The organism is Vibrio sp. 10N.222.52.B12 (assembly GCF_002875385.1).
Taxonomy (GTDB): domain Bacteria; phylum Pseudomonadota; class Gammaproteobacteria; order Enterobacterales; family Vibrionaceae; genus Vibrio; species Vibrio jasicida.
In genome coordinates this window covers 39,525-59,908 of sequence record NZ_MDAW01000112.1, presented here as the reverse complement: position 1 = coordinate 59,908, position 20,384 = coordinate 39,525, and the positions used below count along the sequence as shown (strand labels likewise).

At 45.8% G+C, this 20,384-nt stretch carries 16 protein-coding genes; 9 read left to right on the top strand and 7 right to left on the bottom strand.

Features of this window, described 5'->3' with window-relative positions:
• Positions 1 to 493 precede the first annotated feature (493 nt).
• On the top strand, positions 494 to 1,783 hold the full coding sequence (locus tag BCT11_RS10155) for an NAD(P)/FAD-dependent oxidoreductase (protein WP_038866664.1): 1,290 nt from the start codon (positions 494 to 496) through the stop codon (positions 1,781 to 1,783).
• Between the two features lie 118 nt (positions 1,784 to 1,901).
• Here BCT11_RS10155 and BCT11_RS10150 read toward each other — a convergent pair whose 3' ends face one another.
• From BCT11_RS10150 to BCT11_RS10135, 4 genes are all read right to left on the bottom strand, one after another.
• A complete protein-coding gene (locus tag BCT11_RS10150) occupies positions 1,902 to 2,447 on the bottom strand; it encodes a GNAT family protein (protein WP_038875917.1) in 546 nt (181 codons plus the stop codon).
• Positions 2,448 to 2,525: 78 nt separating this feature from the next.
• On the bottom strand, positions 2,526 to 3,296 hold the full coding sequence (locus BCT11_RS10145; protein ID WP_082037695.1) for a peptidoglycan binding protein CsiV: 771 nt from the start codon (positions 3,294 to 3,296) through the stop codon (positions 2,526 to 2,528).
• A 7-nt stretch (positions 3,297 to 3,303) separates the two neighbouring features.
• Entirely contained in the window at positions 3,304 to 6,765 is a 3,462-nt protein-coding gene (gene mfd / locus BCT11_RS10140) for a transcription-repair coupling factor (protein WP_102388267.1), read from the bottom strand.
• 5 nt (positions 6,766 to 6,770) lie between these two features.
• Positions 6,771 to 7,340 carry a PilZ domain-containing protein gene (locus BCT11_RS10135; protein WP_038866671.1) on the bottom strand — a complete coding sequence of 190 codons (570 nt, stop codon included), beginning with the start codon at positions 7,338 to 7,340 and terminating at the stop codon, positions 6,771 to 6,773.
• A gap of 251 nt (positions 7,341 to 7,591) precedes the next feature.
• On the opposite strand from BCT11_RS10135, the gene lolC reads away from it, so the two are divergent.
• From lolC to lolE, 3 genes are read left to right on the top strand one after another with little or no spacing between them, the layout of a single operon-like run.
• On the top strand, positions 7,592 to 8,800 hold the full coding sequence (lolC, locus tag BCT11_RS10130; RefSeq protein WP_038875923.1) for a lipoprotein-releasing ABC transporter permease subunit LolC: 1,209 nt from the start codon (positions 7,592 to 7,594) through the stop codon (positions 8,798 to 8,800).
• Positions 8,793 to 9,500, top strand: coding sequence for a lipoprotein-releasing ABC transporter ATP-binding protein LolD (lolD, locus tag BCT11_RS10125; RefSeq protein WP_038875924.1), 708 nt, complete (start codon positions 8,793 to 8,795; stop codon positions 9,498 to 9,500). Before lolC ends, lolD begins: the two co-directional genes overlap by 8 nt.
• Before the next feature lie 2 nt (positions 9,501 to 9,502).
• Positions 9,503 to 10,747, top strand: coding sequence for a lipoprotein-releasing ABC transporter permease subunit LolE (gene lolE / locus BCT11_RS10120; protein ID WP_038866676.1), 1,245 nt, complete (start codon positions 9,503 to 9,505; stop codon positions 10,745 to 10,747).
• 199 nt (positions 10,748 to 10,946) lie between these two features.
• Here lolE and BCT11_RS10115 read toward each other — a convergent pair whose 3' ends face one another.
• On the bottom strand, positions 10,947 to 11,456 hold the full coding sequence (locus tag BCT11_RS10115; protein WP_005431694.1) for a DUF2062 domain-containing protein: 510 nt from the start codon (positions 11,454 to 11,456) through the stop codon (positions 10,947 to 10,949).
• 8 nt (positions 11,457 to 11,464) lie between these two features.
• On the opposite strand from BCT11_RS10115, the gene BCT11_RS10110 reads away from it, so the two are divergent.
• The 5 genes from BCT11_RS10110 to kdsB are packed head-to-tail and all read left to right on the top strand — an operon-like array spanning position 11,465 to position 17,431.
• On the top strand, positions 11,465 to 13,723 hold the full coding sequence (locus tag BCT11_RS10110) for a DNA internalization-related competence protein ComEC/Rec2 (RefSeq protein WP_039976264.1): 2,259 nt from the start codon (positions 11,465 to 11,467) through the stop codon (positions 13,721 to 13,723).
• A 31-nt stretch (positions 13,724 to 13,754) separates the two neighbouring features.
• A complete protein-coding gene (msbA, locus tag BCT11_RS10105; RefSeq protein WP_038866683.1) occupies positions 13,755 to 15,503 on the top strand; it encodes a lipid A ABC transporter ATP-binding protein/permease MsbA in 1,749 nt (582 codons plus the stop codon).
• Positions 15,504 to 15,508: 5 nt separating this feature from the next.
• On the top strand, positions 15,509 to 16,516 hold the full coding sequence (gene lpxK / locus BCT11_RS10100; protein ID WP_102388266.1) for a tetraacyldisaccharide 4'-kinase: 1,008 nt from the start codon (positions 15,509 to 15,511) through the stop codon (positions 16,514 to 16,516).
• The gene (locus tag BCT11_RS10095; RefSeq protein ID WP_005378451.1) at positions 16,497 to 16,676 is read left to right on the top strand and encodes a Trm112 family protein; all 180 of its coding nucleotides are present in this window, start codon (positions 16,497 to 16,499) and stop codon (positions 16,674 to 16,676) included. Before lpxK ends, BCT11_RS10095 begins: the two co-directional genes overlap by 20 nt.
• Positions 16,676 to 17,431: a 3-deoxy-manno-octulosonate cytidylyltransferase gene (gene kdsB, locus BCT11_RS10090; protein ID WP_045424747.1), complete on the top strand. Its 756-nt coding sequence runs from the start codon at positions 16,676 to 16,678 to the stop codon at positions 17,429 to 17,431. The genes BCT11_RS10095 and kdsB overlap by 1 nt, the downstream gene beginning before the upstream one ends.
• A gap of 81 nt (positions 17,432 to 17,512) precedes the next feature.
• Here the strand turns inward: kdsB and BCT11_RS10085 are convergent, their stop codons facing one another.
• Complete coding sequence (locus BCT11_RS10085; RefSeq protein WP_038866687.1) at positions 17,513 to 19,072, bottom strand: SpoVR family protein; 1,560 nt, start codon at positions 19,070 to 19,072, stop codon at positions 17,513 to 17,515.
• Between the two features lie 11 nt (positions 19,073 to 19,083).
• Positions 19,084 to 20,355, bottom strand: coding sequence for a YeaH/YhbH family protein (locus BCT11_RS10080; protein ID WP_038866690.1), 1,272 nt, complete (start codon positions 20,353 to 20,355; stop codon positions 19,084 to 19,086).
• Positions 20,356 to 20,384: the final 29 nt, after the last annotated feature.

Sequence of the window (20,384 nt, the reverse complement as noted above, 5' to 3'; positions counted from 1 at the left end):
AACAGCACTTTTCGAAGTGCTGTTTTTGTTTTTGCAAGACGTAACTTGATAGCAATAATTCTGTAGATATTTACATTTTGTAGCGATTTATTACCTTGATTTATCGTTTTAACCTTTTGTGGCACGAAAACGATACCGTTAAACAGTTGAAAATTAGCCAATCCGTATTCCTAGCAAGGATTTTTGTTGCCATCAAAAGATTGCCCTATATAATGAACTTGGTAAAAATAATTTGATAAATATCAAAAAAAATTGAGAGCGAGTAAGAAACTTGCCCATTTTTTGTCTGAGATCGTATCTTTCAGACAAACGAGCAATGCCACATCAGCAAGTTAATCAAACACGCACATTAAAGATGGCATTGGATTTATCCAAAAAGTGAGCTCACCTCTAGAGACCAAAGAATTCATCGGTTGGATGCTTTACCACAGTAAGACTGTGAGTCAGAGCTTCGAGCTGAACCCATATATTCATTTTTGTAGAGGATAACATTGTGACACGCATTATCGTTGTAGGCGGCGGTGCTGGTGGCCTTGAATTGGCAACCAAGCTAGGTCGAACTCTTGGTCGTAAGAACCGTGCGCAAATTACACTGGTAGACCGTAAAGCGAGCCACTTGTGGAAACCGCTGTTGCATGAAGTAGCAACTGGTTCATTGGATGAAGGTGTGGACGCATTGAGTTACCGTGCTCACGCGAAAAACCACAGTTTTGACTTCCAAATGGGCAGCCTTCAAGACATCGACCGTGAACGTAAAGTGATCATTCTTAGTGAGCTTAAAGACGAACATGGCGAGCTTCTTATGCCAAGTCGCGAACTAGAGTACGACATTCTAGTGATGGCGATTGGCTCTACGTCTAATGACTTCAACACTCCCGGTGTTCGTGAAAATTGTATCTTTCTAGATAGTCCAGAACAGGCGCACCGTTTCCGTTCTGGCATGAACAATGAGTTCCTAAAACTGCACGCGAAAAATGGTAACGGTACCGTTGATATTGCGATTGTTGGTGCGGGTGCAACGGGTGTGGAGCTGTCAGCAGAACTGCACAACGCAGTGAAAGAGCTGCGTACTTACGGCTTTGGTGACTTAGACTCGAGCAAACTAAACGTGAACCTAGTGGAAGCAGGTGAGCGTATTCTTCCGGCATTGCCACCGCGTATTTCTTCTGCGGCGCACCAAGAGCTGGTTAAACTCGGTGTTAACGTGCGTACTGCTACCATGGTAACGCAAGCGGATAAAGACGGTTTAACCACTAAAGACGGCGAGAAAATTCCTGCGCAAATCATGGTGTGGGCAGCGGGTATTAAGGCCCCTGACTTTATCAAAGACATTGCCGGCCTAGAAACAAACCGTATCAACCAACTTGTGGTTAAAGGTACGCTTCAAACTACTCGTGACGATGACATCTTTGTTATTGGTGATTTGGCGCAATGTACTCAACCTGATGGTTCATTCGTACCGCCACGCGCTCAAGCAGCACACCAAATGGCAAGCCAAGCGTTCAGCAACATCGTCGCTAAGCTTAACGGTCGCGAACTGAAAGACTACGTTTACAAAGACCATGGTTCTTTGGTTTCGCTAAGCCGCTTCTCTACAGTTGGTAGTTTGATGGGGAACTTAACCAAAGGCTCTATGATGGTTGAAGGTCGTATCGCGCGTGTTGTATACATCTCGCTATACCGTATGCACCAAATGGCGTTGCATGGCGTGATTAAGACTGGCTTGATGATGCTCGTTGGCCGTATTAACCGCGTACTTCGTCCAAACTTGAAGCTACACTAATTTGATGACTTGGCTTTCTATTGCTGACTTGATAGAAAGACAAACAATCAAAACGAAAAGCCACCGTCTGTCGGTGGCTTTTTTGTTGTCTTAAAATCGAACACTTTCATTCGATTAATTACAAATCAGTGGGTAACAACGAATACACAACGCCATCTTTTGGTTTACCGTGGAAGATAAAACGATTTCTAGCAATGGCTTCTTTCTTCGCTCCGACTGATTCGATTAATGTTTGACTGGCAATGTTGTCTGGATCGCAGACGATCTCTACTCGCGTTAAGCTAAGCTTGGCGAAACAAAATTCAGCCAGTGCTCGAATTGCTTCTTGTGCATAGCCTTTTCGTTGGTATTTATCTGCAACCCAGTAGCCAATACTCGCCATGTTGAATGTATGGTAAAGCTCGTTTACAGCAGCCATTCCAAGTAAATTGTTGTATTCACGATCATAAATACCAAATCCAAATGCCTCCGTTTTTACCCAATTTAAGCGAGTGGCAAGAAGGAAGTCCTGCGCGTCTTTGAGGGTGACGTTTTCGTCACACCAATCTAACCATTGATGTAGGGAAGGGGATTCAACTAACAAGCGTTGTAGTGAGTGGGCTTGTTCTGAGGGAATAAGCTTGAGTGCCAAGCGTGGGGTGATGATTTCAAAATCTGGACTCATGAACAGATACGACTTCCTTGTTGGGCGCTAGATAAAACAAAGCGCAGCCAGTGCTGCGCTTTTATGTTTATGTTGCTCTTATCGAACGCGACGAACTTGAATGATCATTCCCATCAAAGGGTTGTCTAAGTAGTGAGTTTCACTACTGCGCATACGGCGCTTCTGATCCATGCGGAAGCTCTTCAAGAACTTCTCTTCAGTGATGGTTGGTGAAACTTCTGCCAAGTTGCCTACTTGAACGTTGCCGTCCACTTCACCTAACTCATTCGTCATTTGCTCAGAAGGCAGAGACTCGATACGAACTTCACGTACAGCGGGCTCACGTAAATCTATGGTGGTCTCTGCGAACAAGTAGTGCTGAACGTAGATTTGAAGTTTGCCGTCTAACTCGTAGAGCGGACCGTTAACGGTTTCTTCACTGTAACCATCGGTTGAAAGTGATTGTGCATTGCCATTGATTTGGCTGCCGTCAGCGTTGTAAGAGCCTGAGAAATCACGTCCACCCACGATATGGAAGATCGGCGCGCTTGCCTTGCCGCGGTCGCCTTGACGCCAGGCTACGTGTTTAAGCACTTTGAAGCCGGCGTGATTGTTCAATGCTGATTCTTGTGCATTCAAACGGAAAGAAGAACGTGGTAGCAAAGTGACGCCTTTAGAACGGCGGTAAGACTCATTGTCTAAGCTGCCTACGTTGCTCATTTCGATTTTTGGCAGCTCATTTGGCCATGATTCACTGGTACTTTCAGCGTTAACTGCTCGCTTGAAAATAATTACTTCAATATCAAATTGACGCGCAGCCCAAGTAGGCATTGAGACACAAAGAAGCAATAATGGGATCAGTATTCTCATTCGACTATTAGCTCGTTGGTAATAAATTCTGTTTAAAATCATTCAGTAAGTCTTGAACAAACTGAATGCGTTTTCGTCGGTCCGTTAATGGTACGCTAAACTTGAACTTAGTTGGACCTTCCATTGCAAATTTTTGCGGCTGTGATTGCAGGAGTTTAACCAAATACGCTGGGTTTATGTCAGCATCAGGGTAAAACTCGATGAATCCGCCCTTATCATGTGCCTCAATTTTCTTCGCTTTGAGACTTCCTGCCCCAATTTTCAGTTCTGAGACAGAGAGAAGGTTTTTGGTTGCATCTGGCAATAAGCCAAAGCGATCAATCAGTTCTACCTTCAATTCCGACAAGCCTTCGTTGTCGCTGACGCTTGCAATGCGTTTGTACATTGATAGGCGTGTATTCACGTCAGGGATGTAGTCATCCGGTAACAAGGCTGGAATACGCATTTCAATTTCCGTTTGCTCACGAAGCAAGTCATCCAACGATGGTTCTTTACCTTCTTTCAATGCTTCAACCGCTTGTTCAAGCATCTCCATATACAGTGTAAAGCCAACCGATTGAATTTGACCACTTTGTTCGTCACCTAATAGCTCACCTGCGCCACGAATCTCAAGATCGTGCGTCGCAAGAGTGAAACCTGCGCCCAGATCTTCTAACGAAGCAATAGCATCAAGACGTTTGATGGCGTCTTTGGTGATGGCTTTCGGATGTGGTGTCAATAAGTAAGCATAAGCTTGGTGGTGCGAACGACCTACACGACCACGTAATTGGTGAAGCTGCGCAAGACCAAGGTTATCGGCACGATCCATGATAATGGTGTTTGCCGTCGGAACGTCGATACCTGTTTCAATAATAGTGGTACAAACGAGTAAGTTGAAACGCTGGTGGTAGAAGTCGTTCATGATGCGTTCTAGTTCGCGTTCACGCATTTGACCGTGGGCAACCGTCACACGAGCTTCTGGGATCAGCTTTTGCAAGTCTTCAGCGGTTTTCTCGATGGTTTCGACTTGGTTATGCAGGAAGTACACTTGACCACCGCGCATAATTTCTCGCAATGCGGCTTCACGAACGACCGAATCTTCATGCTGGCGCACAAACGTCTTGATCGCTAAACGACGCGCTGGTGGCGTTGCGATGATCGATAAATCACGCATACCACTCATCGCCATATTCAGCGTACGAGGGATTGGCGTTGCCGTCAGCGTTAGGATGTCGACATCGGCACGCATTGCTTTTACTTTCTCTTTCTGGCGTACACCAAAACGGTGTTCTTCGTCGACGATCAACAAGCCAAGATCTTTGAATTTAATGTCGCTTGAAAGCAGCTTATGTGTACCAACAACGATGTCCACTTTACCGTCCGCGACGTCTTGAAGGATCACTTTCTGCTCTTTCGCTGATTTAAAGCGCGAAAGGACCTCTACACGAATTGGTAAGTTAGCAAAACGATCACGGAAGTTTTCAAAGTGCTGCTGAGCGAGCAGAGTAGTCGGCACCAATACAGCCACCTGCTTGCTGTTGTCTGTTGCCACGAAGGCTGCTCGCATTGCAACTTCGGTTTTACCAAAGCCAACGTCACCACATACGAGTCGGTCCATCGCTTTTGCTTGGCACATGTCCGAAAGTACCGCATTGATGGCGGTGGATTGGTCGTCCGTTTCTTCAAATGGGAATGTCGCTTTGAATGTGGCGTATTGGCCACGATCCAACTCGAATTTGTAACCCGGTTTTAGCTCGCGTTTTGCGTAAACATCCAGAAGTTCTGCTGCGACGTCACGTACTTTTTCTGCCGCTTTACGACGTGCTTTTGCCCACGCTTCACCGCCGAGTTTATGCAGTGGTGCACTCTCTTCTGCACCGCCAGAATAACGGCTGATTAAGTTCAGGGAAGAAACCGGAACGTAAAGTTTGGCATCGTTTTGATACTCAAGGGTAACGTATTCCGTTTTCATACCACCGGCTTCAAGCGTTTGCAGGCCGATGTAGCGTCCGATACCGTGGTCAATGTGTACGACAGGTTGCCCCGGTTTTAGCTCGGCAAGGTGGCGAATGACGGTGTCACTATTGACGGTTTTTTTGTCTTTGCGACGGCGTTGGATAACGCGGTCGCCGAGTAGGTCGCTTTCACAAATTAGTGCAAAGTTCAGCTCATCATGGATAAAGCCATGTTCTGCAGCGCCAAGTATCAGGCTGAATCGGTCATTTGAATCTAGTGCTTGGTATATTGAGCCATGAACCACGGGACGTACTTTGATGCCTTGCAACAGTTCTGTCAGCGCTTCACGACGGCCTTCTGATTCGACAGAAAAGACGATTTTTCCCGTAAATTGTTCACTAAATTGGCGAAGGCGAGACAATGGCTCTTTGTTTTGTTGCTGGACACCAAGCTCTGCCAAAGACTGTACCGCTAGGTTCTGACGACCAGCACGTTTAACAATTTTCTCTAGGCTTAATAGGGCCTGAGGCAATTGTTTGATGTGCTTAAATAGTTCGTCTTTCTTTAGCCACAGTTCATGAGGGGCCAATAGCGGACGAAGTGGGTCGATTTTCTTTTGATCGTAACGGTAGTCAACGTCATTTAAGAAAGTATCGACCGCTGCTTCGATGTCTCCATAAATGATCAGTTGCGAATCTTCTGGTAAGTAATCGAACAGAGTCTCTGTGTGATCGAAGAACAATGGTTGCCAATATTCGATACCGGCAGGCCATGTTCCTTTAGTGACCTGCATATAAATCGATTCAGGCTCTCGGCGTGCTTCAAACTGTGTACGCCAACGGGTACGGAAGTCTTCGATTGCTACCTTGGTCGTTGGAAATTCGTGCGCAGGCAGTAATTGGATCTGCTGGATGTCTTCGATCGAACGTTGGTTCTCTGGGTCGAAAGTTCGTATCGTGTCGATCTCATCATCGAAGAAATCAATACGATAAGGGTCGGAGCTGCCCATAGGGAACAAATCTAAGATCGAACCGCGACTGGCGTATTCACCCGGTCCAAACACTTGATCGACGTGACGGTATCCCGAGTTTTCTAGCTGAGTACGTAGCTTTTCGAGTGAGAACTGGTCGCCCGTCTTAACCATCAAAGTGTGTTGCAGCAAAAAGTCTCTCGGAGACTGACGTTGTAAGATTGTGCTGACTGGTACGATCGTCACACCATTACGTTGATGAGGCAACTGATATAAACGTGCAATTCGGTCTGAGATAATTTCTTGGTGCGGTGAAAAATTATCGTATGGCAAGGTTTCCCAATCCGGGAACAGGCTCACGGTTTGGTTTGTAAACTGCTCAATTTCAGCTTGTAGTTTTAGCGCGATTTGTGGATCGGGCACCACAAGGACTGAATGGCTTGAGTGTTGTTTTGCCAGTTCCGCAATGGCCATTGGTAATGCCGCGCCAGGTAAATTCCCTAGCTGTTTTTTATCGCCACGTTCAGACGGATTAGTGACGGAAAGAATCGTTGCTTTTGTCATGGTCGTTATTTGTTATCTCGCTCTAGTGAACGCTGACGCAGTAGTTTCTGTTGTTGGTACAAAGCGGCTTTGATCAATAAATCTTGGTCGGCTTCTCTGAGCAATTTATACCTCAGAGTGGTGATGAAACCACGGTCACAAGGCTCGCATGCCACTACCTGAGCGTAGCAGTAAATGGCTGCCGCAGGGTGATCTAAGAACAGTTTTACTCGCACTAATTGTTGAGTCTCAATTTCAGTTTCTGAGCGATAGCTGAGCTGGCTTGCTCCAAACTGAGTGGTTTGAAAGCGCAGTGTTGCATCGTCTTGTTGAGAGAGCATAAAACTAAGTAAAAGGTTGAGCTTTGAATTCTGTGTATCCAACAGGCTGATGACGTGTTTCAGCTCTTTAGTTTGTAGTTCAAGGCGTGCATTATCTGCCAGCATATCTAAATGGCTAAATTCGCTTGCGACAATAAAAGGCGTTGGAATTTCCGAGACAAAGGTTTCCTCATCAGGCAGAACGAAGTCCGCTCCTAATGTTTCGACATTAAGAGTGAGGTTGTGGTGTACGGTGAAGTATTCTTGCTCTGTCATTAATCGGTCCTTTTCTGCCAACGAGCACTCTCATTTCATTGAAGAAAGAGAGGGATAGGGCACTGATTATCGCTAACTGAAATAAGTTATCAAGTTTCCATGTTTTGTCTGGGTGAACTTTCTCGCTTAAAAATGGACTTATTGCATGTCGTTGACAAATTTAGCGATTATCTTGTCTTCTTCATTGTAAGAGTAAGGTAAGATAACTCTTATTATTTAGCACTATTAGAAAACCAGTTGGTTTGTCCTATATGTATCATCCTATCTCTTTGTTTATTGGCTTGAGATATCTTCGGGGTCGTTCCGGAGATAGGTTCAGTCGATTCGTGTCTTATATGTCGACCGCAGGCATTACGATCGGTGTGATGGCGCTTGTGACCGTACTCTCTGTCATGAACGGTTTTGAAGCGCAACTAAAAGAGCGCATTTTAGGTGTGTTACCTCACGCCGTAATTTCACAGCATGATGGCAAAACGCCAATGACAGCGACGGCGCCTGAATTTATCCAGAAGATGTCTACGACGGCAAAGCCTGAACCGATCGTTCGTGGAGAAGCGGTTATTCAAAGTTCTGCACAATTGACCGCGGGCTACTTGATTGGGATTGAACCAAAACAAGGCGACCCTATTTCAAACCATTTAATCGCAGGTCGATTGTCTTCTTTAAAAGCGGGTGAGTATAAGGTCTTCTTAGGACACAGCTTGGCGCGATCGTTAAAAGTCTCAATGGGCGATAAAGTGCGTTTAATGGTAACGAATGCATCACAATTTACTCCGTTAGGGCGTATTCCTAGTCAGCGTAACTTTACCGTTGCGGGGTTGTTTAATACTGGCTCGGACGTTGATGGACAATTGATGATTGTGAACATGACGGATGCGGCAAAGTTGATGCGCTTACCTAAAGAGACGGTCTCTGGTTGGCGTGTCTTTTTCTCCGACCCGTTTATGGTGACTGAGTTTGCAGATAAACCTATGCCTGAAGGTTGGCAGTGGAGTGACTGGCGCGCGCAACGCGGTGAACTTTTCCAAGCGGTTAAAATGGAAAAGAACATGATGGGCTTGATGCTCGGTTTAATAGTCGGTGTTGCCGCGTTTAACATCATTTCTGCTTTGATCATGGTGGTGATGGAGAAGCAATCTGAAGTCGCAATTCTCAAAACCCAGGGGATGAAGCAATCTCAGGTGATGGCTATTTTTATGGTTCAAGGTGCTAGCAGTGGCGTAATTGGCGCGATTGTTGGTGGAGTGGTAGGCGTGGCTTTGTCGCTTAACCTCAATGCGATTCTGGAAGCGGCTGGTGTGGCGCTATTTAGCTTTGGTGGCCATCTGCCAATTGTTATCGATTCATTCCAAATTTTATTAGTGGTAGTGCTGGCGATTGCTCTGAGTCTTGCTGCAACTGTATATCCATCTTATCGAGCATCTTCTGTTAAACCTGCTGAGGCACTTCGCTATGAATAAGCTATTAGAATGTCGTGATATTCGTAAAGTCTACCGAGAGGGATCGTTAGATACAGAAGTGTTGAAAGGCGTGAGCTTTGATATTGATAAAGGTGAGTTAGTGTCAATTGTTGGCTCATCGGGCTCAGGGAAAAGTACTTTACTGCACATCCTTGGTGCGTTGGACGACGCATCACAAGGTGAGGTCGACTTTCTTGGCCAAGACCTATCTGCATTGAGTTCAAATAAACAAGCCGCGTTGCGTAACAAACACCTTGGTTTTGTGTATCAATTCCATCATTTGTTGGCGGATTTTACAGCAGTAGAGAATGTGGCAATGCCCCTGCTGATCGGTGGAACGAAAGTATCGGAAGCAAAAGAAGCTGCTCAAACTCTACTCGAAAAGGTGGGGTTAGGTCATCGCATGGATCATCGTCCGTCCGAACTTTCTGGTGGTGAGCGTCAGCGCGTAGCCATTGCACGAGCTTTGGTGAACAAGCCTGATCTGGTATTGGCGGATGAGCCAACGGGTAACTTAGACCACAACACTGCTCTGGCGATTTACGATTTGATGCGTGAATTAAACCAAGAGTCGAACATTGCCTTTTTAGTGGTTACTCATGATAACGAGTTAGCCGCGAAAATGGATCGCCAAATGCATATGCAAGATGGCTTGCTGGTGGATCGCTTTATCACTGAAACAGCGGTTGCGGAGGGCTAATTTTGTTTTCATCTCTAGCACTGATGATCGGGGGCCGATTCAGTCGCGCTAAAAAGCGTAACAAAATGGTGTCGTTCATTTCGCTTTCTTCCACGATTGGTATTGCGGTTGGCGTTGCGGTTATCATTATTGGTCTTTCTGCAATGAATGGTTTTGAACGTGAGCTGCAATCGCGCGTGTTATCAGTTATTCCGCATGGTGAGTTAGAAGGGGTCAATGGACCACTGCACAATTACACCAAAACCATGAATCAGGCATTGAGTCATGAACATGTTGTCGCGGCGGCGCCTTATGTTCGCTTTACTGGTTTGGCGGAAAAAGGTAGCAAGCTTAAAGCCGTTGAAGTACGAGGTGTCGATCCGGCTTTTGAGCAGGCCGTATCAAGCATGTCTGATTTTATTGATCCCCAAGCATGGCAGAATTTTTATGCTGGTCAGCAGCAAGTCATTTTGGGGCGTGGAGTTGCCAACGAATTAAATGTTGAGGTTGGTGACTACGTTACGTTAATGATTCCGCAAACGGGAAGCACCAGCAAAGTTCAAGCACCAAAACGTGTGCGAGTCAAAGTCTCAGGTTTTTTAACGCTTAACGGCCAGATCGATCATTCACTCGCTCTGGTTCCATTAAAAGATGCACAGGCGTATGCGCGTTTAGGTGATGGTGTTACAGGGATTTCATTGAAGACAGATGATGTACTTAACGCACCTTCGATCGTGCGTGAAGTCGGTAGTCTGATTGATGTGTATGTCTACCTCAAGAGCTGGCAACAACAATTTGGTTTCTTGTATCGCGACATCCAACTGGTTCGCACCATTATGTACTTGGTGATGGTTCTGGTGATTGGTGTAGCAAGCTTCAACATCGTTTCTACATTGATGATGGCCGTAAAAGATCGCGCTGCAGAAATTGCGATATTACGCACCATGGGCGCAAAAGATGGGTTAATTAAACGTATCTTTGTATGGCAAGGTGTGTTCTCGGGCGTATTCGGAAGTATTGCAGGCAGTATTGTTGGTGTGTTTGTCGCGCTAAACTTAACCCCCATCATTAAAGCGTTAGAGAGTTTAATCGGACATCAGTTCTTATCGGGTGACATCTACTTTGTTGACTTCTTACCTTCCCAGTTGCATTGGCCTGATGTGGCTTTGGTTTCGGGAACGGCAATCATGTTGAGCTTGTTAGCAACTTGGTACCCTGCTTCTCGCGCAGCGAAGCTCAATCCTGCTGCGGTATTGAGTTCCAAGTAATCGAAAGAAAGACTTTAGCCGCCGCTCTCAAGCGGCAGGCACAAAAAAGGACCGAATCTCGGTCCTTTCTTTTATCTATGTTCAGCTTATCTCTGTCATGGCTCGGTAGACTTCATACTTGAGTTACAGCGCCTTTCATGTCGAACGTTAACTGTTCTCCATTCGATGCTCTACAACCTGCTAATTGAAGAATAAGTACTTATCTTATCTTACGTTTTTGCCAGCTTCTCACGACTGAATAACGCCAAAGCCCCCGAATACCAAAATAGCCAATGATGGCTGATACAACGCCGCATATTGCGCAGCCTAGTAGGAACGGTGGTCCAATAGTGTTCATTTGTTGCATGATGAATTCCCACGACAACTCAAAATGGAATGGCTGTGGAGGAACGTGCATAACCAAAGCGCCAAGTTTGTACGCAAAGTAGAACAGAACTGGCATCGTGATAGGGTTGCTGATCCATACCAATGCAACAGAAAGCGGTAAGTTAACGCCAAGCATGATGGCGAGACCTGCGGCCATGATCATCTGACTCGGAAGCGGAACAAACGCCATAAATAAGCCAACAGCAAAAGCACCAGATGCAGAGCGACGGTTTAAACACCACAAGTTTGGGTTGTATAACACGTTGCCGAAGACCTTTAGTGCTTTTTGGCGTTTGATCATTTCATGATCTGGCATGAAGCGTTTTATCAGCTTTCTAGGCATAGGACGACATGACTCTCTTAGAAAAAAGTTGGACCTTGGCATTATTTGTCGCGAGCGTTATTTCGTCTGCATGGTGGCCGACGATGCCAGATTGGCGATGGTTGCTGCTGGGAATAATTGCCATTGGCTCAATAATCAAATTACGTCGAGGCTTAATTAGCATAGGCGTAATTTCGGGCTGTATGGTTGTTATTGTCCACGGCAATGTTATGGAACATCAAAGACAAGCCCTGTTTCAAGCAGGGGTGAATATTACCATAATTGGTAAAGTTGACAGCCCTTTTACGCAAATAAGTCACGGATATGAAGGAATTGCGGTGGTTCGCGGGGTGAATTCTCAAAACCTGTTACCTTTTCTTAAACCGAAAATCCGTCTGATAACCCCTTTCCCACTGCCTGTTAACAGTGACTTTACTACTCAAGTTTCACTTAAACCCATTCTAGGGTTGAGAAATGAAGCGGGTTTTGATTCTGAGCAACAAGCCATTGGGCAGGGAATTGTTGCAAGGGCAACGTCGTCACGTAATGCCAAGTGGCAGATTCGTTCTTCTTACTCTGTTCGTCAGCAAATCATTCAGTCGGTTTCTGGAAGCATCTCGCGCCTCAAACATTATCCACTCATCAATGCGCTCGCCTTTAGTGACCGCTCACTTTTAACGTATCAAGATTGGCAGCAGCTACGGGATAGTGGGTTATTGCACCTGGTCTCTATTTCCGGTTTGCATATTGGGATGGCATTCAGTTTTGGTATTTTCGCTGGGGTTGCACTTCGGTACGTTTTTTTCAATCTCCAGCTGTTACCACCTATCATTGGGATTATCACCGCGTTTTTGTACGCTTGGCTTGCAGATTTTTCTTTGCCGACGATAAGAGCTTTTTCTGTCTGTGTTATTTATGTGTCATTAAAGTTTTGGCTGGTGTATTGGAGCGCTTGGCGTGTATTGCTGTTAGCAGTCGCTATTCAGCTTTGCATTGAACCTTTTGCTTCTCTTAGTCTGAGTTTTTGGTTGTCGTATCTCTCTGTTGTTGCGGTACTGCTTGCGGTGAATGCCGTTCAGAGCCACAAGGGGGATTGGAAGGACAAGTTGATCTTGTTGTTGAAAGTACAGTTAGTACTTACTTTGTTGATCGTGCCGATCAGTGGGTATTTCTTCTCTGGCACCAGTCTAACCTCAATTATTTATAACCTAGTATTTATACCTTGGTTTGGGATGATTGTGGTTCCTCTGATGTTTCTTGCACTCATGTTTTCGCTTTGCTCTTATTTCATTTCGGCGTGGTTTTGGCAAGGCATGGACTGGGCGCTATGGCCATTGAGTTGGTCTTTACCCTTTGCCACAGGGAGTTGGCAGTTTCTCAGTTTGAAAGCAACGCTTCTTGTCGGTGTGGCAAGTGCTTGTCTTTTGCTTGGTCGCTTTTTTCGGGCGAACGGACTGCTTTTATTACTTTTGGTCACGACTTGTGTGGTGTTCTTTCATGATTCAACTAGAGACCGATGGCGAGTGGATGTTCTCGATGTTGGGCATGGGCTTGCAGTATTAATCGAAAAAGGTGGCAAGGTATTGCTTTATGACACAGGGAAAGGATGGGGGAGCGGTAGCATTGCTGAGCAGGTTATCGCCCCGACTTTGCATCGTCGAGGTTACGGTTCCATCAATGGGTTCATCATTAGCCATGCGGACTCTGACCATGCAGGAGGTCGTCAATACATCGAAAGTGCTTTCAATCCGACCTATAAGTTCAGCAGCCAGAATTACACTGACTACAGAGCGTGCGTTGCTGGGGAGTACTGGTCGTGGCAATCCTTGAATATGGAAGTGTTGTGGCCACCGAAGTTGGTTCAGCGTGCCTACAATCCCCACTCTTGTGTGATTAGGGTAGTCGACTCTCAATCTGGTTTCCGTCTGCTGCTGACGGGAGATATTGAAGCCATAAGTGAATGGATACTCATGCGTGAGCCTGAGAAACTAGAAAGTGATGTGATGTTGGTTCCTCACCATGGCAGCAAGAGTTCTTCGAACCCCCAATTTGTTCAAGCCGTTTCCCCCAAATTAGCCATTGCTTCTCTCGCAAAAAGTAATCAATGGGGGATGCCTGCTGAAAATGTGGTATCAGCTTATGAAGAGAACAAGGCGCTTTGGTTAGACACAGGCAGTGATGGTCAAGTATCGGTGTTTATTGAGCAAGACAATTGGCACTTCGAAGTTAAACGAAGTGAGACATTTGACCCTTGGTATAGGCAGATGCTGCGTAAGGGAGTAGAATAAGAGTCTTAATGTAAGAAAATAAAGCACTTCTATGTCGATAAATACTGATGAAACGACCTGGCAGACGTTTAAGCGTCTATGGCAATTTATTCGCCTTTATAAGGCCGGTTTGATCGTTGCTGTCATTGCATTAGTCGTTAATGCTGTTTCAGATACCTACATGATTTCCCTGCTTAAACCACTTCTTGATGAAGGTTTTGGCAATGCAGAGTCAGACTTTCTACGCACACTCCCATTAATTGTTTTCGCCATGATGTTTATCCGTGGTGTGAGTGGGTTTGTCTCGACCTATTGTTTGAGCTGGGTTTCCGGCAACGTCGTGATGCAAATTCGACGAATGGTGTTCAACCACTTTATGCATATGCCAGTTTCTTATTTTGATAAAGAAAAAACAGGCAACTTATTGTCACGTATCACTTACGACTCAGAGCAAGTATCTGCTGCAACTAGCCAAGCATTGGTCAGTATCGTTCGTGAAGGTGCAAGTATCATTGGCTTGTTGGTTTTGATGTTCTACAACAGCTGGCAATTGTCTTTGGTACTGTTTGCTGTTGCTCCCGTTGTTGCTTGGGGTATTGGTATCGTTTCTAAACGATTCAGAAAAATTTCAAAGAACATGCAAACCATGATGGGTCATGTGACGGCTTCCGCGGAGCAAATGCTGAAAGGTCATAAAGTCGTACTAAGTTATGGTGGTCAAGACATCGAAGGTAAACGCTTCGAGAAAGTCAGCAATCAGATGCGCCAGCAAAGCATGAAGCTAGTGACAGCTCAAGCAGCCGCGAACCCGATCATTCAAATGATTGCATCTATCGCGATTGTTGTCGTGCTTTACCTTGCTAGTATCGACTCAATCAAAGACCAGTTAACTCCGGGTACATTTACGGTTGTATTCTCTGCGATGTTTGGTTTGATGCGTCCATTGAAAGCTCTGACGAATGTTACGTCACAGTTCCAACGCGGTATGGCGGCAAGCCAAACCTTGTTTGCACTGGTCGATCTAGAACCAGAAAAGAACGAAGGTAAATTCAAAGTAGAGCGTGCGCAAGGCGATGTAACTGTCAAAGATGTCAGCTTTACTTATGAAGGTGCAGAGAAACCAGCGCTTGAGAATGTCAGTTTTGACATTCCAAAAGGTAAGACGGTTGCTCTCGTTGGGCGCTCAGGTTCAGGAAAGAGTACCATTGCTAATTTGTTCAACCGTTTCTATGACGTAAGCAGTGGTTCAATTACGCTTGATGGTCATGACATTCGTGATTATGAGCTTAAGAATCTTCGTGAGCAGTTTGCGCTTGTTTCGCAAAACGTACATTTGTTCAACGACACGATTGCAAACAACATTGCTTACGCGACAGAAGAACAATACTCACGTGAAGACATTGAGCGTGCAGCCAAACTGGCTCATGCGATGGAGTTCATTGGTAAAATGGACGGTGGCTTAGACGCGATGATTGGCGAAAATGGTGCGAGTTTGTCAGGTGGCCAGCGCCAGCGTGTCGCAATTGCACGTGCACTTCTACGTGATGCACCTGTGCTGGTACTTGATGAGGCAACGTCAGCTCTGGATACGGAATCGGAACGTGCTATTCAATCGGCGCTGGATGAACTGCAAAAAGACAAGACGGTACTGGTGATTGCTCACCGTTTGTCGACCATCGAAAACGCTGATGAAATCCTTGTAGTCGATGAAGGCGCTATCGTTGAGCGTGGTAGTCATGCTGATTTGATCGCTAAAGATGGCGCTTATGCCCAGCTTCATCGAATTCAATTTGGTGCCTAAGCGCTGTGATTGAAAAGATCTGGTTCGAAAACCATCCGCTTAAATACTTGCTATGGCCGCTTTTGTGGCCATTAAGCTTGCTGTTTGGTGCGATAAGCCAATCGAAACGCCGTCAATACCAAGTCGGCAAGAAAGAAGCCTACAAAGCACCCTTGCCTGTTGTGGTCGTTGGTAACATTACCGCTGGTGGCAATGGTAAAACGCCAGTGGTAGTGTGGCTGGTGGAGCAATTGCAACGACTGGGTTATAAACCCGGAGTGGTATCGCGTGGTTATGGCGCAAAAGCACCTCAGTATCCGCTTGTTCTTGATGATAATACACCAGCGAAACACTGTGGTGATGAGCCTAAGCTAATTCATCGTCGTACTGGTGCGCCAGTAGCCGTAGACCCGATTCGTGCTAATGCGGTGAAAGCATTGCTTGAAACTGGCGTTGACATCATTATTACTGACGATGGCCTCCAGCATTACGCTTTAGAGCGAGATATCGAGTTCGTTATCGTTGATGGTAATCGCCGCTTTGGCAATGAAAGCCTTATTCCACTTGGCCCACTACGTGAAGGGGTAGAGCGTCTTGCTGAAGTCGACTTTATCATCACTAATGGTGGTCAAGCTCAGCATGGCGAAATGCCAATGTCTTTAGCGCCATCAAAGGCGATCAATTTGAAGACGAAGCAGCAAGTGGATGTGAGTGAGTTGAAAGAATTAGTCGCATTTGCTGGTATTGGGCATCCACCTCGTTTTTTTAATACACTTAACGCAATGAATGCGGATGTCAAAGTCACGAAAGGGTTTGCCGATCATCAGGACTTTGACCAACAAGAATTAGATGCATTGGCTCAACAAGGAGCGAATGTGATTATGACAGAAAAAGATGCCGTTAAATGCGACCGCTATGCGCAAGACAATTGGTGGTATCTTCCTGTTTCTGCTCAGTTTGAACAACATGATGCAGAACGAATTTTAAATCGAATAAAAGAGGTTAAAGCGACTTATGGATCACCGTCTGCTTGAGATTGTAGCTTGCCCTGTGTGCAAAGGTAAGCTGACGTACGATAAAGATAATCAAGAGTTGATCTGCAAATTAGATCGCCTTGCTTACCCAATCAAAGAGGGTATTCCTGTTCTCCTTGAACCAGAAGCAAGAACCATGAGCATGGACGAGGGACGCTAATGTCTTTTACGGTTGTCATTCCTGCGCGTTACGCGTCAAGCCGCTTACCGGGTAAGCCGTTGGCAGACATTGGTGGTAAACCAATGATCCAATGGGTTTATGAGCAAGCGTTACAAGCGGGCGCTGAAGACGTGATTATTGCGACTGACGATGAGCGCGTATCGGCGGCTGCAGAGCAGTTTGGTGGCAAGGTTTGTATGACCTCGCCAAACCATGAATCTGGCACTGAGCGACTAGCAGAAGTGGTAGAAAAAATGGCGATTCCTGCAGACCACATTGTGGTTAATGTTCAGGGTGATGAACCATTGATTCCGCCGTCTATTATTCGCCAAGTGGCTGATAACCTAGCAGGTTGCGATGCACCAATGGCAACGCTTGCGGTTGAAATCGAATCGGAAGAAGAAGTCTTTAACCCGAATGCGGTAAAAGTGGTCGCGGACGAGCGTGGTTACGCTATGTACTTTAGTCGTGCGACGATCCCTTGGGATCGTGACAACTTTGCCAAGCAAGAAAAAACCATCGTAAATCCATTGATGCGTCACATTGGCATCTACGCTTACCGTGCTGGCTTCATCAATACTTATGTGAATTGGCAGCCAAGCGCACTTGAGCAAATCGAGTGTCTAGAGCAACTTCGCGTGCTTTGGTACGGTGAAAAGATTCATGTTGCGGTTGCAAAAGAAGCGCCAGCAGCAGGTGTGGATACGCAAGCCGACCTTGAAGCGGTAAGAACAATTATTGCAAAGCAAGCTTAGTACACAGCACTGACTGATTTAGATAGATAAAGGCTCCTAAGTTAGGAGCCTTTTCTTTTATTCATTAGTAGAAAGGGAGTTCTAGATATTTGTGTCGTACTGATTGCGTTTCGGACAGGTAGAGAGAATCTCTCGGTGTCCAGTGTCTTTTACTTCCTCCAAAATCACATCGAAGCCCCATAAGCGATAAACATGTTTCAACACCTCTTCATAACTGTTATCCAATGGAATTCGGTTATGAGGGACGTATTGAAGTGTTAACGAACGATCGCCTCTCACATCCACGTTAAATACCTGAATGTTTGGCTCTAGATTGGCTAAGTTATATTGTGCGGCTAGCGCCTCTCGGATGCGTTTGTAACCCATCTCATCGTGAATGGCGGCAACCTCAACGAAGTTCTTACGATCATCATCATTAATGGCGAAAAGTTTAAAATCTCGCATTAGCTTTGGTGACAAGTATTGGCTGATAAAACTTTCATCTTTGAAGTTATGCATCGCAAAGTGAAGCGTGTCTAACCAATCGGCTCCGGCAATTTCTGGGAACCACTCTTTATCCTCATCGGTTGGCTCTTCACAGATACGTTTTATGTCTCTGAACATCGCAAAGCCAAGCGCATAAGGGTTAATGCCGCTAAAGTACGGACTGTTATAAGCAGGTTGAGCAACAACGCTGGTGTGACTATGTAGAAATTCGAGAATAAACTTCTCTGATACTAAGCCTTCATCGTAAAGGTGATTCAGAATCGTGTAGTGCCAAAATGTTGCCCACCCTTCATTCATAACTTGGGTTTGTTTCTGAGGGTAAAAGTACTGGCTAACTTTACGGACAATTCGGACGATTTCACGCTGCCAAGGCTCCAGCAATGGCGCATGTTTCTCGAAGAAATAAAGCAGGTTTTCCTGTGGCTCACTTGGGAAACGAATCTTGATATCTTCTTCTTTAGTTTTTGCCTGTGGAACGGTACGCCAAAGTTCGTTCACTTGAGATTGAAGATAGGCTTCGCGCTCTTCTTGACGTGCTTTCTCTTCATTAATAGAGATTTTTTCGGGACGCTTATAGCGGTCTACACCGAAGTTCATTAATGCATGGCATGAGTCAAGTAGTTGCTCAACTTCATGCACCCCGTATCGCTCTTCACATTCCGCAATGTAGTTCTTCGCAAACAAGAGATAGTCAATGATCGAGCTGGCGTCGGTCCACGTTTGGAACAGATAATTGCCCTTGAAGAACGAGTTGTGTCCATAACAAGCGTGAGCGATAACAAGCGCCTGCATCGTGATGGTGTTCTCTTCCATCAAATAAGCGATACATGGGTTGGAGTTAATCACGATCTCGTAAGCCAAGCCCATTTGACCGTGTTTGTAGTTTTGCTCAGTTTGGATGAACTTTTTGCCAAACGACCAATGATTGTAGTTGATGGGCATACCGATACTTGAGTATGCATCCATCATTTGTTCGGAGGTAATCACCTCGATTTGGTTTGGGTAAGTGTCGAGGCGATAATGCTCCGCGACACGCTTGATTTCTTTGTGATAACGCTCCAACAATTCAAACGTCCAGTCTGGGCCGTCTGGAAGCATATTCTCTCTGCGCTTCTTCGAAGCTTCCCCCGAAAGGTTTTTCGTTGCGGTATTCATCGCTAGCCTCCTTACGCCGTTTCTTTTTGGAATAGTTCACGGAAGACTGGGAAGATATCCTCCACAGAGCGGATGTTTTTCATGGCAAAGTTCGGGAAGGCTTCAGCAAGCTTCTCGTATTCATGCCATAGCGTTTGGTGTGAGCGTCGGGTGATCTCAATGTATGAATAGTACTGACAGTTAGGAAGCAGTTTATTCACTAGGAGTTCACGGCAACGCGGAGAATCGTCAGCCCAATTATCCCCATCGGATGCCTGTGCGGCGTAGATGTTCCATTGGCCTACAGGATATCGGTCTTGCACGATTTCGTTCATTAGCTTGAGAGCGCTCGACACAATTGTTCCACCCGTTTCTTGCGAGTAGAAGAACTCATGTTCATCGACCTCTTTTGCTTGAGTATGGTGACGAATGAATACGACCTCTACATTTTCGTAGGTGCGCGTCAAGAACAGGTATAAAAGAACATAGAAGCGTTTTGCGATATCTTTGGTGGCTTGGTCCATAGAACCGGAAACGTCCATCAGACAAAACATGACCGCTTGGCTCGATGGCACAGGGCGCTTCTCATAGTTCTTGAAACGTAAGTCGAAGGTATCAATGAAGGGCACGCTTTCGATTTTCTTGCGCAGATCCTCAATTTCCTTCTTCAGACGATTTTCCTCGAGCTGCTGAGCTGGCTCGATGTTTTTGATGCGAGTAAGCTCATCCTCTAGTTCATTAAGAAGACGCTTTTTACCTGCTGTCATTGCGGTACGTCGAGCAAGTGATTGCTGCAACGAACGCACAATGGCAATGTTGGACGGAATGCCTGCAGTTTGGTAACCCGCACGATGGGTCTTCCATTCAGTTATTTTAGCAATCTGATTTTTTTCAAGATTGGGTAACTCCAAATCCTCGAACAAGATATCGAGATATTCATCTTTGGATATCTGGAAAACAAACTCGTCTTGGCCTTCGCCATCAGGACTCGCATTGCCTTCTCCTGCGCCACCACCTTGACCTCCACCTTTCGGGCGCTCGATTTTGTCACCAGTAATAAATTGGTCGTTGCCAGGGTGCACACGCTCACGTACGCCCCCTTTACCCTGATGAAACATAGGTTCGTTGATGTCTTTGTGCGGTATTGCAACGTCTTCGCCCGTTTCCGTGTTTGTGATCGAGCGTCGATTCACTGCGTCAGCTACCGACTCTTTAATCTGCTCTTTATGGCGTTTCAAGAAGCGCTGTCGATTAACAGCGCTCTTGTTTTTACCATTGAGCCTTCGGTCTATAAATTGCGCCATGAAATAGCCCTCTTCATGTTTCACAAGCG